General features: G+C 59.3%; 14 protein-coding genes and 1 tRNA gene. 12 read left to right on the forward strand and 3 right to left on the reverse strand.

The features are described 5' to 3' along the window. The first annotated feature begins 81 nt into the window (after positions 1-81). The 4 genes from HUU60_08095 (at position 82) to HUU60_08110 (ending at position 4,306) form a co-directional block, all read left to right on the forward strand. Positions 82-1,536, forward strand: coding sequence for a hypothetical protein (locus HUU60_08095; protein ID NUL82664.1), 1,455 nt, complete (start codon positions 82-84; stop codon positions 1,534-1,536). Between the two features lie 184 nt (positions 1,537-1,720). Then, on the forward strand, positions 1,721-2,452 hold the full coding sequence (locus HUU60_08100; GenBank protein ID NUL82665.1) for a hypothetical protein: 732 nt from the start codon (positions 1,721-1,723) through the stop codon (positions 2,450-2,452). Between the two features lie 19 nt (positions 2,453-2,471). Then, positions 2,472-3,494, forward strand: a complete 1,023-nt coding sequence (locus HUU60_08105; protein ID NUL82666.1) for an XdhC family protein — start codon at positions 2,472-2,474, stop codon at positions 3,492-3,494. Then, positions 3,491-4,306, forward strand: a complete 816-nt coding sequence (locus tag HUU60_08110; GenBank protein NUL82667.1) for a carbohydrate ABC transporter permease — start codon at positions 3,491-3,493, stop codon at positions 4,304-4,306. Before HUU60_08105 ends, HUU60_08110 begins: the two co-directional genes overlap by 4 nt. On the opposite strand, the gene trpS is transcribed toward HUU60_08110, so the two are convergent. Together trpS and HUU60_08120 are read right to left on the reverse strand one after the other, a co-directional pair. Beyond that, positions 4,303-5,286 (reverse strand): tryptophan--tRNA ligase, encoded by a 984-nt coding sequence (trpS, locus tag HUU60_08115; protein NUL82668.1) that lies wholly within the window; start codon positions 5,284-5,286, stop codon positions 4,303-4,305. The genes HUU60_08110 and trpS overlap by 4 nt on opposite strands. Positions 5,287-5,308: 22 nt before the next feature. After that, positions 5,309-5,950: a site-2 protease family protein gene (locus HUU60_08120; GenBank protein NUL82669.1), complete on the reverse strand. Its 642-nt coding sequence runs from the start codon at positions 5,948-5,950 to the stop codon at positions 5,309-5,311. 19 nt (positions 5,951-5,969) lie between these two features. Between HUU60_08120 and HUU60_08125 the strand changes: the two genes are divergently transcribed. The 5 genes from HUU60_08125 to prfA all read left to right on the forward strand — a co-directional run bounded on the left by HUU60_08125 (position 5,970) and on the right by prfA (position 10,371). Next, positions 5,970-6,044, forward strand: a tRNA-Thr gene (locus HUU60_08125). Between the two features lie 310 nt (positions 6,045-6,354). After that, the gene (locus HUU60_08130) at positions 6,355-7,590 is read left to right on the forward strand and encodes a 2,3-bisphosphoglycerate-independent phosphoglycerate mutase (protein NUL82670.1); all 1,236 of its coding nucleotides are present in this window, start codon (positions 6,355-6,357) and stop codon (positions 7,588-7,590) included. After that, complete coding sequence (locus HUU60_08135) at positions 7,587-8,567, forward strand: C39 family peptidase (protein NUL82671.1); 981 nt, start codon at positions 7,587-7,589, stop codon at positions 8,565-8,567. The genes HUU60_08130 and HUU60_08135 overlap by 4 nt, the downstream gene beginning before the upstream one ends. Next, the gene (locus HUU60_08140; protein ID NUL82672.1) at positions 8,567-9,292 is read left to right on the forward strand and encodes a C40 family peptidase; all 726 of its coding nucleotides are present in this window, start codon (positions 8,567-8,569) and stop codon (positions 9,290-9,292) included. Before HUU60_08135 ends, HUU60_08140 begins: the two co-directional genes overlap by 1 nt. After that, positions 9,289-10,371, forward strand: coding sequence for a peptide chain release factor 1 (gene prfA / locus HUU60_08145; protein ID NUL82673.1), 1,083 nt, complete (start codon positions 9,289-9,291; stop codon positions 10,369-10,371). Before HUU60_08140 ends, prfA begins: the two co-directional genes overlap by 4 nt. Positions 10,372-10,377: 6 nt before the next feature. On the opposite strand, the gene HUU60_08150 is transcribed toward prfA, so the two are convergent. Then, positions 10,378-11,412 (reverse strand): peptide chain release factor 2, encoded by a 1,035-nt coding sequence (locus HUU60_08150; protein ID NUL82674.1) that lies wholly within the window; start codon positions 11,410-11,412, stop codon positions 10,378-10,380. Between the two features lie 54 nt (positions 11,413-11,466). On the opposite strand from HUU60_08150, the gene mqnC reads away from it, so the two are divergent. From mqnC to pfkA, 3 genes are read left to right on the forward strand one after another with little or no spacing between them, the layout of a single operon-like run. Beyond that, a complete protein-coding gene (mqnC, locus tag HUU60_08155) occupies positions 11,467-12,615 on the forward strand; it encodes a dehypoxanthine futalosine cyclase (protein NUL82675.1) in 1,149 nt (382 codons plus the stop codon). A 6-nt stretch (positions 12,616-12,621) separates the two neighbouring features. After that, positions 12,622-13,617: an ATP-binding cassette domain-containing protein gene (locus HUU60_08160; protein ID NUL82676.1), complete on the forward strand. Its 996-nt coding sequence runs from the start codon at positions 12,622-12,624 to the stop codon at positions 13,615-13,617. Continuing rightward, positions 13,614-14,576, forward strand: a complete 963-nt coding sequence (gene pfkA, locus HUU60_08165; protein NUL82677.1) for a 6-phosphofructokinase — start codon at positions 13,614-13,616, stop codon at positions 14,574-14,576. Before HUU60_08160 ends, pfkA begins: the two co-directional genes overlap by 4 nt. Positions 14,577-14,585 lie beyond the last annotated feature (9 nt).

Below are 14,585 nucleotides of genomic sequence, written 5' to 3' on the forward strand. Positions count from 1 at the left end.
CGCTCCAGATTTTTGCGGGGTTTCCGATAATCGTTTCTGGCACAATCGCCAGGGTTGGCGAGACGCCGAGGCGGTGGTCGGATGAGTTTAAGGATCAATACGAACGTCGCGGGGATGAACGCCCTGCGCAATCTAGGCATAGCGGGCGAGTCGGTGGGGCGCACCATCGAGCGCCTCTCGTCGGGCTTGCGGGTGGTGCGCGCGGGCGACGATCCCGCGGGGCTCATCATCTCCGAGAACCTGCGCAGCTACATCGGCTCCATCACCCAGGCCGTCAACAACAATCAGGACGCGGCCAATCTGGTCAAGACCGCAGAGGCCGCCCTCGACGAGACCCATAACGCTTTGCGCGCCATTCGGCAACTGGTCATCCATGCCGGAAACACCGGCGTCAACGATTCCACCGCCCTCCAGGCCGACCAGACCCAGGTCCGATCCCTTATCGAGAGCATCGACCGAATCGCCACCCAGTCCAGCTTCGGCGGCAAAAAGCTGCTGGACGGAACCGGAGGCATCGCGGCCCAGGTAACCGATCCCTCTCGATTGGCCGGAGCCTACATCGGCGGCACCTTCGCCGGAGCCGCCACCGCCTCGGGCTATGTCAGCGTCAGCGTCGTTACGCCCGCCGCCCGTGCCGTCTACACCGGCACCGTCGCCTATGGCAGCCTGGCCTCCACCATCAATCAGACCGGCAGCATCGTGCTGAACGGGCAGACGATCGCCTTCTCTGCCGGAGACACCGTGCAGACCCTCATGGACAAGATCAACGCCGCGGGCGCCGTTACCGGCGTCTCCGCCCAGTTCTCCACCACCACGGGCACGGCCGGAATGATCAAACTGACCCATCGAGAGTTCGGATCCCAGCACGCCATCTCCTTCCACGACGCCTTCGGCGCGATCTCCGCGGCGGGCACCGGCGTCAACAACGCCGGCACGGACGGCGTCGCCAACGTCCAGGCCATGACCGCCAACGGCCCGGCCGCCACCCTCTTTACCGGAGGACGAGCCACCGGAGACAGCGGACTCCGGCTCCGAGACGCCTACGGCAACTCCCTGCTGCTGACCGAACAGGGCAATCTGACCACAGGCACCGTCAACCTGGCCGTCGTTACCGCGGGCAATCTGCAGTTCCAGGTCGGACCCAGCGCCGGAAACTGGGTGCGCTTCAGCCTCTTCGACGCGCGCGCCAACCGATTGGGCACCACCGTCGCCGCCGGACGAAGCGTGGCGACCATCGATGTGACGAACGTGAACCAGCTGGACCAGGCGCTGGCGATACTGGACGAGGCGATCATGCAGGTGTCGAGCCTGCGAGGCGACCTGGGTTCGTTCCAGCGCAACATTGTGGAGACCAACATCCGAAGCCTGAACATCGCCAAGGAGAACCTGGCCGCCAGCGAAAGCCAGATCCGAGACGCCGATTTTGCCGCCGAGGTTACGGCGCTGACCAAGCAGCAGATATTGATGCAGAGCGGGCTGAGCGTGCTGGCCCAGGCCAACAGCATCCCCCAACAAGTGCTGAGCCTGCTGAGATAACGGCTCCCTTTTCGAACCCTGAACAGGTCGCCTGTTCAGGGTTCCGATTCGTACTCATTTTTGTGCTACATTTCGATAGATTCCCGTTCGCGCAATGGTCGCGAGAGAGGCCGGCGGGGACGCCGGCGGTACTTAAACTTCAAAACAGGCGGGGGAGTTCCGTTAACTTAGGTAACATTTATTGGTGAAGCGGTACACAGAATCGGACGCGGAGAAGATTCTACGGCGGGCGGCGGAGCTTCAGGCCGCATCGGAGGCGCCCCTGTCCGGATCGGCAGGCGCGACGGAAGACAATCTGCTGGAGATTGCGCAAGAGGCCGGCATTGATCCCGCCTTCGTCCATCAAGCCTTGCAGGAGCAAGACCAGCGCGCAACCAAAGGCCAAGAAAAGTGGCTCGGCGCGCCGCCCGAGCACAGCATCGAACGCGTGGTCGGGGCGCCGATGACGCCAAAGGCCTGGGATGCCATCCGCGCCGCGCTCAACCACACTTATCGTCAAAGCAACGCGGGCGAGCAGATCGGCGATGTCTACACGTGGCATCACAAGCACGAATTAGGCTCGGTGCACTTTTCGGCGTCCCCTGTCAAGGGCGGCAAGTTTCGTTTGCGACTATCGCACTACATCGACGACGCAGTCTCCGTCGGTCTGGTGGTTACGATCTTCGCCATGATCGCATCGGGCGGCGCGATTGCAACGCTGACCGACTTTCTCGGCGTGTTCAAGGCTGTGCTGGCGGCGCTCACGGCTCTCTTGGTTTATGGCGTTTATTGGAGAAGCGCCCGAAGCCAGTATTTGCACGACAAGCGAAAGATTCGAGAGATGATGTCGCGCATTGTGCAATCGATCGAAGAGGCCGAGGCTGCCGAGCCAATCGTGGAGCAAGCAGCCGAAGAAGTCGTCCGGCTGATGGAGTAGGGTCGGTATACTCTCTCTTGTGAAGGCGCGGGACAATCTTTATCGCCAGGCGGTCGATCTCATTCAGGATCAAAAGCCCTTTGTGATGGCGGTGGTCGTGGCCAAGTCGGGCTCGACGCCGCAGGCGCCCGGCGCAAAGGGGCTGTTCGCTCTTGACGGGCGCGTGTTCGGCACCATTGGCGGCGGATGCCTGGAGGCCGAATGCCGGCGCATCGGGCTGGAGCTTTCTTCAGACGATCCGCCGAGACAAATCGAGCTTCAGTTGGACGGCGACTTTGGTTGGGACGACGGCCTGATCTGCGGCGGACGCGCGCACATCTTGATCGATCCAGCCCCGCAGAAGCATCTTGAAGCCTTCACCAAGGCGGTCGAGGCGACCCATCCCGGCGCATTGATTTGGCGGATGGAAGAGGGCGAACTCACAGTCGAGTGGCTCCAGCAGCCCGAAGCGGGCATCGCATTCGATGCGCTTTTCGACCGACGAGAGCGGTACGAGGCGCGCCCCGACGGCTTCGTCTATGCCGAGCCCGTTTTGCCGCGAGAGAGGCTCGTTATCTTTGGCGCCGGGCATGTGGGCGCGGCCATTGCTCGGTTCGCTTCCCTGCTCGATTTTGAGGTGATCATCACGGACGACCGACCAACGTTCGCCTCTTCGGAGCGTCTGCCGTTCGCCGACCGAGTGATCTTAGGCGATCCGGTCGAGACGGCAAAGTCGCTTCAGTACGACCCGGATACCTTCGTAACGCTGGTTACACGAGGACACCGGAACGATGCGCAAGTACTGCGAGAGCTCATTCACCACCCGGTCGCCTATTTGGGCATGATCGGCAGTCGGCGCAAAGCCGAGGTGATGAAACGGAGGTTCTTGGAAGAGGGGGTCTGCGACGAAGCGGCTTTTGACCGGGTGCGCTCCCCGATGGGACTGGACATTGGATCAGAAACCGTTGAAGAGATCGCGCTTTCGATAGTCGCCGAATTGGCTCAAGTAAGGGCCTCGCGCCGCTCGCCGCGCCGCGCCTATGCCAGGCCGATCAAACCATGAAGATTGTCAAAAGCGCGGCTTCCTACATTGTCGCATTCACTATTCTGGCGCTGTTCATGCTCCCCTTAGTCTGGGTCGTGCTGACTTCGTTTAAGACTCGCGTGCAGGTTTTCGACAACCCTCTCAAGGTGTTCTTTACGCCGACGCTGGACAACTATCGCGCTGTGTTCGCCTCGGAGTTCATGAGCAACATGGCCAATAGCTTCGTCATCGCGGGGCTCAGCGCGCTGTTCTCGCTGGCGGTGGCGGCGCCCTGCGCGTTTGCGTTCAGCCGTTATCCTCGAGCATTGCCACGGTCTGACAACGCGCTTTTTTGGGTGCTTTCGTTGCGCATGTTGCCGCCCATCGCGGTCGTCGTGCCTTACTATCTTGCGCTACGATCGTTGGGGTTGTTGGACACTCATTTGGCGCTGATCGTGATCTATTCGGTCTTCAACATTTCCTTTGCGGTGTGGCTTCTGAAGGGTTTTTTCGATGAAATACCGCCCGAGATCGAGGAAGCGGCGAAGGTGGAGGGTTGGCGGCCGTTGCAGGTTTTTTTGCGCGTCAGTTTGCCCTTGGCACGCAGCGGTTTGGTGGCAGCTGGGCTATTTTGTTTGATACAGAGCCTCAACGAGTTTCTCTTGGCGCTCTTGCTCACATCGAGCAAGGCGGCCACGGGGCCGGTGGCCATCAGCAACTTTCAGCGCTTTTTTGGGGTCGATTGGGGTCAGATGTCGGCCGCGGCGGTGATCTTTATGGCGCCGCCGCTGATCTTTGCGTTCTTGGTGCGCAATCACTTGGTGCGCGGCATGAGCTTTGGCGCCCGTTAGCGCAGTCCGATGGCCGCACGCGCTAAGTCCATCGTTTCTTGCGCGACTTTGCGCGCCTTTGCCGCGCCTTGCTCCAGTATGGCTTCGACCTTTTCGGGATGGGCTTCGTATTCGGCGCGTCGCTGGCGAATAGGCTCTAGCGCACGATTGATCGCCTCGGCCAGTTCTCGCTTGCAGGCCACGCATCCCCTATCGCCTCCGCGACACTCTCTTTCCACGATCGGCGCGGCTTCAGCGTTGTAAATCTGATGGAGCGCGAAAACGGGACAGCGTTCGGGGTGGCCGGGGTCTTTCAGTTTGATCTTTTCGGGATCGGTGAACATCTGGCGAACGCGCTCGTTGACCGTCTCCTCGCTATCGATCAGATAGATCGCGTTGTCGTACGATTTGCTCATTTTGCGCCCATCGATGCCGGGCAGGATCGGCACCTCGGTCAGGATGGTCTCTGGCTCTGGGAACACTTCACCATAAAGATGGTTAAATCGGCGGCATATCTCGCGGGTCAACTCCAAATGAGCCGACTGGTCTTTTCCGACCGGCACGCCTTTTGGACGATAAAGGAGAATGTCGGCGGCTTGAAGCACCGGATAACCGAGCAAACCGTAGGAAGGGCTTACGATGTGAAGCTGCTCGCGCTTCTCTTTCCATGTCGGTACGCGCTCCAGCCAGCCCAGAGGCGTAACCATTGAGAGCAGAAGATGCAGTTCGGCGTGCTCTTTGACGTGAGATTGGATGAAGATCGCGCACTTGTCGGGGTCTAAGCCTGCAGATAGGTAGTCGATCGCTATTTGGCGGCTGTCGTCTGCGATAGAGGCAGTCTCTTCCGCCATCGTCGTCAAGGCGTGCCAATCGACGATGCAGCAGAACAGTTCGTACTCGTCTTGCAGGCGCACCCAGTTCTTCAGCGCCCCTTCGTAATTGCCCAGATGGAGCGCTCTGCCTGTGGGTTGCATGCCGCTTAGAAGGCGCGGTTTAGACATGGGCGGCGATTATACCCCTTGCCTATAGCCCAACGCCAAAGAGAAACTTGGCGATCGCGGTAACTGCCGGTCGGATGATCATGCGGATAGGGCTTATTCCGGTTACAATGGGCAAGATAGCGATCGAGGCCATCAGTAGCAACGGTCCGAACTGCCGTTGCCAGTTCCAATATCGAAAGTCGGTCCAATCGCGAAGGAACAGCCCGGCAAAGATGTGCGAGCCGTCCAGTGGAAAGAGGGGGATCAGGTTGAAGACGCAGAGGCTTAGATTGATATAGACCGCAACGACCAGCGCCGTTTCTATGGCAAGCGATCCTGACGGAAAAGCGCGAAAAACCAAGGCGCAGACGATGGCGATGAGCAGATTGGAGAACGGCCCCCATGCGGTTACAACGATGTTGTCCGTTCGAGGGTTCTTCATGCGCCCAGGGTTGACGGGCACCGGTTTACCCCAGCCAAAGCCGAAGCCGGCAAAACTGGTCATCAGAATCATCATAAATCCAAGCGGGTCGAAGTGAGAAACTGGATTCAGCGTTACTCGTCCGTGCGCTCGCGGCGTCGGGTCGCCCGCGGCATCGGCCGATTTGGCATGGGCATACTCGTGGATTGTGATGCTGAGGATCACGACGGCAAAATTGATGACAAAGTAGGTCAACTCGCTCATCGGGGTAAAATCGCGTCGCGCCGGCGTAGCTCAGTGGTAGAGCATCCGCCTTGTAAGCGGGAGGTCAGGGGTTCGAATCCCCTCGCCGGCTCCATGCTGCTCCTCCCCCAAAACATCACGGCGATTATACCTGCGACGCGGCTACATCGAGCCTGATTTGGGCATCCATAGAAGCATGAGCGAGGAATTGCTGAAAATCCCGAAAATCTGCGGAACCTTTCGGCACGATCGTCGCTCTAAGTATTATGCGAGACGCAACCGACCGTAACGGTCGGAAGCAAACGGCAAGCCTTCCGCCTCCTGGAAGAGCAAAAACGTAAGCAAGCGATAGGATCACACCTCCCTCGGGGGGCGTCGGATGCGAGACCGGCGCTCCCCTTTTTTCTTTGGGTATCTTTGTAGCCATGACCGCGATCAAGCGCAAAGGACTGCTCCTTATCGGCGACGGAATGAGCGACCGCCCCATCGAATCCCTTGGCGGCAAGACACCGCTCGAAGCCGCTATCGCTCCCCACATGGATCGATTGGCACGGGAAGGCGAATGCGGATTGATGGATCCCATTTCGCCGGGCATTCGGGTCGGATCGGACACTGGGCACCTGGCGCTCTTGGGTTACGATGCCCGAGCCGTCTACACAGGTCGGGGCCCGTTCGAGGCGTTGGGGATCGGATTGGACGTGAAGGGCGGCGACGTGGCCTTTCGATGCAATTTCAGCACGATCGACGAGAACGGCATTGTGATCGATCGGCGCGCCGGACGGATCGAGGAAGGGACTGCGGAACTGGCGGCCGCCATGGACGGATTGACGATCGAGGGCGTCGAGTGCTTCTTCAAAGAGTCGGTCGCGCACAGGGGCGCGCTGGCTTTGCGCGGCGAGGGTCTCAGTCCGGCAGTCAGCGATGCCGACCCGCACCAAGAGGGATTGGCGGTCAGTTCTTGCGAACCTCTTGCGCCGGGGGCTGACAAAACTGCCCGAGTCATCAATGCCTTTGTGCAGGCATCTATCGAACGGTTAAGAGATCATCCCGTAAACAGAAAGAGAATTGAGGCTGGATTGCGACCGGCCAACGTGATTTTGCCGAGGGGGGCGGGCGTCGCGCCGAGCATTCAGGATTTCGGACAATTGCACGGCGTCAAGGCGGCGGCTGTGGTCGAAACCGGTCTCATCCGTGGCATTGCGCGGTTTGTAGGGATGGAGACGTATCACGCACCGGGCACGACAGGCGGGCTCGATTCCGACCTTATGAGCATGGCGACCGCAGTCAACGACGCGCTGGATCGGCACGACTTTGTGCTGTGCAACGTGAAGGGCCCCGACTTGTGCGGACACGACAACCAACCCGAAAAGAAAGTTGAGATGATTGAGCGCATGGATGCGATGTTGAAGGCGATCATGGAGCGGTCAAAGGGTCGGATTTACATCTGTCTGACGGCCGATCACTCGACCCCGTGCAGCGTGGGCGACCATTCGGGCGATCCGGTGGCGTTTGCGCTTTGGGGGCCCGATTTGCGCGGCGACGATTGCACGGCCTATCACGAGCGAGCCTGTGCGAAAGGGTCTATCGGTCGGATTCGGGGCGCGGACATTGTGCCCATGATGATGCAGCTGATGGGCTTTGCGGAGAAGTTTGGCGCATGATCTTCGTCCTGGCGATGATTTTGGAGCTCGCGCAGCCTATCCGCTCGATGCTGGCGCATGTGCCGGACGCCAAAGCGAATTGGACTTCGAACGAGATCGACGCAGGCATCGAGTGGGACGAACTGATCGTCTCGTGGAATGCGACTCTGGGCGATGGCGCCGGTCTGTCGATAGAAGTTGCGCCGCACATCGACGGACAAGAGCCTCGCTGGTTTGTAATGGGCCGCTGGTCGCACGATCCCTTGCAACATCCGCGCGAGAGCGTCAAGAATCAGGATAACGAGATGGGCCGGGTCGATACGGATGTCTTAGTCCTTAAACGCCCCGCTCGCAAGGCGCGGGTACGGATTACGGCGACCGGCGAGGCGAGCATCAAGGGTCTTTGGCTTTCGTTCTTCAATAGTCGGGCGGCTTTTGACGCCGAATCTTCGAATCGAGAAGCGTGGGGAAAGGTTATCGAGGCCCCGATCAAACGTCAGACCGATTATGAGGGCGGACGGGTGTGGTGCAGTCCAACCTGCGTCTCGATGGCGCTGGGCTACTGGGCAAAGAAGCTGGATCGGCCCGCGCTCAATATCGATGTGCCGGAGATCGCCAAGGCCGTGCACGATCCCGTTTGGGACGGCACGGGCAACTGGCCTTTCAATACGGCCTTTGCCGGTTCCCTGCCTGGAATGAGCGCCTACGTGCATCGTCTCAGCAGCATCAAAGAGTTGGAAGATTCCATCTTGCAAGGCCGGCCGATTGTTCTATCGGTCAATTATCGGCTCTTGAAGGGTGGAGACGCGCCGGATCAGAGCGGCCATTTAGTAATGCTGGTGGGTTTTGACGAAAAAGGCGATGCGATCATACACGATCCCTGGTTTGACCGCGACAAGGGCGAAAACGGTCGGCGAACAATCCCTCGAAAAGCGCTTTTGTCGGGTTGGGGCGCAAGCAAGCACACGGTCTACGCGATCCGGCCCGATGTGCAATAATGAATCTTAGGATCATGCAGCAAAATCGGCAGGAAAATTATCGCTTTGGCGCAGGCGCCAACCCATCCTCGCGCTCGGCAGACCGCACTTCGTTGAACGTTCCAAGCAACAACAGCGGCTATACGACGCATGTGATCGGTCGGCTGGGCGAAACGGTTCGGGAGACGCCGATCTTAGCCAAGCGAAACCCCGGTTCGCGAGTCTATTGCCGGGTTGCCAAGAACTACAATCTCTTTATCAAGCAAACGGTTTCGGGCTGGCATGGCGTGGTGATGGCTGACGGACGCCTGGGCTGGACGCCGACTTCGCACCTTCGGATGACCGGATACGAAGTTACCTACAATTTGCCAAGAGGCGTCGATCCGAACCACATCACCCGATTGGCCAATCAATACGCCGGGGTCAAGTATCGCTGGGGCGGCAACAATCCGGCCACCGGGCTTGATTGCTCTGGGTTTGTTAAGCTTATTTTCGAACAACAGGGGATCCAACTTCCGCGCAAGGCCTCTCAGCAGGCATTGAAAGGCACGACGATCCATCGCTTCGAAGACATGCGCCCAGGCGACCGAGTTTACTTTGCGGTCAAGCGCGGCGAGATCGATCACACGGGCATCTACATTGGGGACGGTTATTTTGTGCACAGCGCTCGAAGCCGAGGCGGCGTTTCGGTCGATCACTTGAGCCACCCCACCTATCGTCGGTCGTTGGTGGTCGTTAAGCGTTGAAGGCGGAGAAACTCGAACAGAAGCTCCGGGAAACGGTCGATCGATTCTATGCGATAGAAAAGGAGCTCGGCACGCCGGAGGTCGCTACTAATCCCGCCGAACTTCAGCGTTTGGGCAAGTTGCATTCAGAGCTTGCGCCGATCGTACAGAAGTTTTCGGAGTACCAAACCGCCCAAAAAAGCATCGAAGAAGCGAAAGCGCTGGTCGAATCGGGCAGCGACCCGGACCTAACTGCGCTCGCCGAAGAGGAGCTAGAGCGGTTGGCGCCGCGAGCCGAAGAGCTAATGCGCGAGCTTCAGCTAATGCTTCTGCCTAAGGACCCGAACGACGACAAGAACGTTCTGATCGAGATTCGCGCCGGCACAGGCGGCGAAGAAGCGGGCATCTTTGCGGGAGATTTGCTGAGGATGTACATGCGCTATGCCGAGCGGCGCGGATGGAAACCCGAGGTGTTGGAGGCCGTCGCGAGCGACCTGAACGGCTTCAAAGAGGTTATCTTAGGCGTTGCGGGCCAGGGCGCCTATAGCGAATTGAAGCATGAATCGGGCGTGCATCGCGTCCAGAGAGTGCCGGCCACAGAGAGCAGCGGGCGCATTCACACGTCTGCTGCGACGGTCGCCGTACTGCCCGAAGCAGAAGAGGTGGACGTTACGATTCACCCGGACGATCTGGAGATCGATACCTACCGCTCTTCGGGCGCTGGCGGACAGAGCGTGCAGAAGAACGAGACGGCCATTCGCATTCTCCATAAGCCAACTGGCCTGGTCGTAACGTGCCAAGACGAGCGCAGTCAGCTTCAGAACCGCGAGCGGGCGATGCGGATGCTGCGATCTCGCCTATACGAGATGCAACAGCGCCAGCAGCAAGAGGAGCGAGCCGCCTCAAGAAAAAGCCAAGTGGGGAGCGGCGACCGGAGCGAAAAGATTCGGACGTACAACTTTCCCGACCGTCGCGTTACCGATCATCGAGTTGGCGTTACGCTCCACGACCTGGACGGCGTGATGGACGGCGCGATTCAGCCTTTGTTGGACGCGCTTCGTCAGGACGAGCAGGCCAAGCGGCTGGACGAGATCGCGTAAATCGGCCTACTTTCGCGCGCTCCAGCGCAGATAGCTCTCGATAAAGTCGTCGATCTCGCCATCAAGCACGGCCAACACATTGCCTGTCTCGTAGTCGGTACGATGATCTTTTACCAGCGTGTAAGGCTGCATGACGTAAGATCGAATCTGGTGTCCCCATTCGGCCGATACGTTCTCGCCCTTGATCTGCGCCATCTTGGCTTCCTGTTCGCGACGCTGATGCTCGGCCAGCCTAGAGGCCAACACGCGCATGGCGACGACCTTATTCTGATGCTGGCTGCGCTCGCTCTGAGAGGTCGCGATGATGCCGGTCGGCACGTGCGTGATTCGGACCGCCGAATCGGTCTTGTTGACGTGCTGGCCGCCCGCGCCGCCCGCTCGGTAGGTATCGATCTTCAAGTCGTCGGGGTTGATCGCAACGTCGCTCTCTTCGACCTGCGGCATCACCTCGACCTTGACGAAAGAGGTATGGCGACGGCTATTGGCGTCGTAAGGCGAAATGCGGACTAAACGGTGTACGCCGTGCTCCGACTTCAGATAGCCATAGGCCAAGTTGCCTTCTATCAGGATGCCGACGCTGCGGTACCCGGTTACGTCGCCCGGCGATTCGTCCACGATCTCGGCGCGATAACCGTTGCGCTGCGCCCATCGAAGGTAGATGCGCAACAGCATCTGCGCCCAGTCGCAGGCCTCCGTGCCGCCTGCGCCCGCGTTGATCTCGACCAATGCGTTCGATCGGTCGTACTCTCCGCTCAGCAACGTCAGGGCGTCCACTCGATCGACTTCCCTGCTAAAGGCCTGGGCCTGCTCGGCGACTTCTTGAGCCATCTCGGGCTGGTCTTCGGCTTGGAGCAGTTCGATCCAGTCCGTCAGTTCTTGCCCCTGTGCGGATAGGCGCTCCCACGGCTCCAAGATCGCCCTGAGCCGGGAAAGCTCCTGCATTTTCTTCTGGGCATCGGCGGCATCGGACCAAAAGTCTGCGGACTGCGATTCGGCTTCGAGTCGCTCGATTTCGGCTTTCAGGCGGGGGACGTCAAAGATGCTCCCCGATCGCGCTCAGGCGTCGGCGAGCCTCCGAAAGGGGTTCTGCAAGGGATGCGACTTCGATCATGCTGTTCAAAATTATACCAAATCGAGCGCGGGTATAATCTCGGCGTGTCCGCAACCCTGTCGCCGCCCTCGCAGATAGAAGCCATCGCCGAGAAGGTCCTAGCCGGCCAGCGCCTGTCTTTTGACGATGGTTTGGCACTGTTTAGCCATCCGAATCTGATCGATTTGTCGTCGCTGGCGCACCACCGGCGAATGGCGCTCAACCCCCAGCCGGTCGTTACCTATGTCATCGGGCGAATCATCAACTATACCAACGTTTGCTGGGTGCGCTGCAAGTTTTGCTCGTTCTATCGACCGCCCAAGCATGGCGAAGGCTATACGCTGAGCAATGAGGAGATTCTGGCCAAGATCGGCGAACTGGTCGAGCGAAACGGCACCGAGTGCCTGATTCAAGGCGGGCTGAACCCGAAGCTGAAGATCGACTACTATGAAGACCTCTTCAGTCAGATTAAATCTGCCTATCCGTCTGTGCTCATTCATGGACTTTCGCCCGCTGAGATTCTCTACGTCGCCCACATCTCCAAATTGAGCGTGCCCGAGGCCCTCCAACGGCTGAAGGCAGCCGGCATGAACTCGGTTCCGGGCGCCGGAGGCGAGATTCTGGTCGATCGGGTTCGGCAGCAGATCGCCCCGTACAAGGACACCGCGCAAGAGTGGCTGGACTTTATGGAGGAGTGCCATGACCAAGGGATGAAGAGCACGGCCAGCATGATGTTCGGCCATGTGGAGACGATCGAAGATCGCCTGGAGCATCTGATCAAGGTGCGCGAACTTCAGGATAAGACAGGCGGCTTCACGGCGTTCGTGTGCTGGAACTTTCAGCCTGAGGGCACCGATCTACCTATCGAAAAGAAGGCGACTTCCTTTGACTATCTGAGGACAGTGGCCGTTGCGCGATTGATGTTGGACAATGTGCCCCATCTTCAGGCCAGCATCTTGACGCAGGGGCCGAAAATCGCCCAACTGTCGCTCCGTTATGGCGTGGATGACCTGGGTTCGACCATGATCGAAGAGAACGTCGTTTCGGCGCAAGGGAGCAAGTTCATCTTGACCGAGCAGGAGATTGAGCGGCTGGTTCGAGACGCAGGCTTCGAGCCGCGCTGTCGAAACACTCGATACGAGCTGCTCGACTGATCGCCCATGGCCGTTATACGGGTCGAGAACCTCAGCAAGACCTATTTCACCCACAAGCGCCAACCGGGGGTCGGCGGCGCCATCGTCAGCCTTTTCAAAAGGGAGAAAGAGGCAAAGCCTGCGGTCAAAAGCATCAACTTTAGCATCGAAGAGGGGGAACTGGTCGGGTTCTTGGGTCCCAACGGCGCAGGCAAGACCACGACGCTGAAGATGCTGGCAGGCATCATCTTTCCAACCGAGGGCCGCGCAGAAGTCCTCGGCTATGTGCCGTGGGATCACCGGCCCGAGATGCAAAGGCAGATCTCTTTGGTCGTCGGGCAAAAGATGCAACTCTGGTGGGATCTGCCGGCCTACGAATCGTTTGTCTTGCTGAAGGCGCTGTACGACGTGCCGGACGACGTGTTTGAGAAGCGCGTGAACGAAATGGCCGAGATGTTAGAGGTCGAGAAGCTTATTCATACGCAGGTGCGGCGCATGTCATTGGGCGAGCGGATGAAGTGCGAGCTGATCGCCGCGCTCATTCACATGCCCAAAGTCGTTTTTTTGGACGAACCGACCATTGGGTTGGACGTGGTCTCGCAGAAGCGCATTCGAGACTTTCTGAAAGAGCACAATCGGCGCAACAACGCGACCATCCTGCTGACGAGCCACTATATGCAGGACGTGCAGGAGCTTTCCGAGCGGGTGATCATCATCGATCACGGCGAGTTGATCTTTGACGACACGCTGACCAAGTTGGCAGAGCGATTCAGCCCGAACAGGGCGCTCAATCTCACTTTTACAGAAGCCGTGGATCGCGCCGATTTGGAGCCCTACGGCCAGGTAATCAGATTCGAGGGCTTGCAGGCCTGCATCGAGGCGCCGAGAGAGCAGATCACGCAGACCGCGGCCCGACTGCTGGCCCAATTCCCCATCGCCGACATCGCTATCTCCGAGATAGACATCGAAGAGATCGTGCGGGACGTGTTCTCGCGCAGTTCGGCCGAGAGGGCACCGGCATGAAGCGGTTGGCCATCCTGACATCGGGCGGAGACGCGCCCGGCATGAATGCGGCGATTCGGGCAGTGGCGCGCACAGCGCTCGGTAACGATATCGCTCCCTATGCCGTCTATCGCGGCTACGAGGGCTTGATCAACGGCGAGATCGAACCGATGAGCACGCTCAGCGTCAGCGGCATCATCAATCGGGGCGGGACCATTCTGAGGACTTCGCGCTGCGAACGGTTCAAGACGCCGGAAGGTCAGAAGGCCGCTGCTGAGATTTTGACGAAACACGAAATCGACGCCCTGATCGTCATTGGGGGCGACGGCTCGATGCGAGGGGCTTGCGCGTTAAACGAACTGACCGGAATCAAAGTGGCGGGCCTGCCTGGCACGATCGACAACGACATACCGGGCACGGACTACAGCATCGGCTTTGACACTGCGATCAACACCGCATTGGGCGCGATCGACCGAATTAGAGATACGGCCCACTCCCACGAGCGCGTCTTTGTGATCGAGGTGATGGGACGCAACAACGGACACATCGCGATCGAGGTGGCGATCTCGGGCGGCGCCGAAGCCGCTCTCATCCCCGAAATAGAATTGGATATGGCGGGCCTTTCGGTCAAGCTGGACGAGTGGCAGAAGAGGGGCAAACGATCTTGTATCGTTGTCGTTGCCGAAGGCGCGCATCGAGCGACCGACGTTGAGAAGTTCTTGCGCTCCACAACGGGGTGCGACGTCCGCGCCGTGGTATTGGGATATACGCAAAGAGGCGGCAGTCCGACCGCGTTCGACCGCTCGCTGGCTACTCGCCTCGGCGCTTACGCCGTTTCAAGGCTTATCGAAGGCCATTCGAACGAGATGGCCGGCATCGCTGGCTCGCATCTCTGTTCGGTTCCCATCAGCTATGTGCAGTCGGGCTCGAAACCGGTCGATCCAGATCGGGTCAGGTTGGTCGAATCGATGGCGCTCTGAGGGTCTTAA

The organism is Armatimonadota bacterium, assembly GCA_013359125.1.
Lineage (GTDB): Bacteria > Armatimonadota > Fimbriimonadia > Fimbriimonadales > GBS-DC > JABWCR01.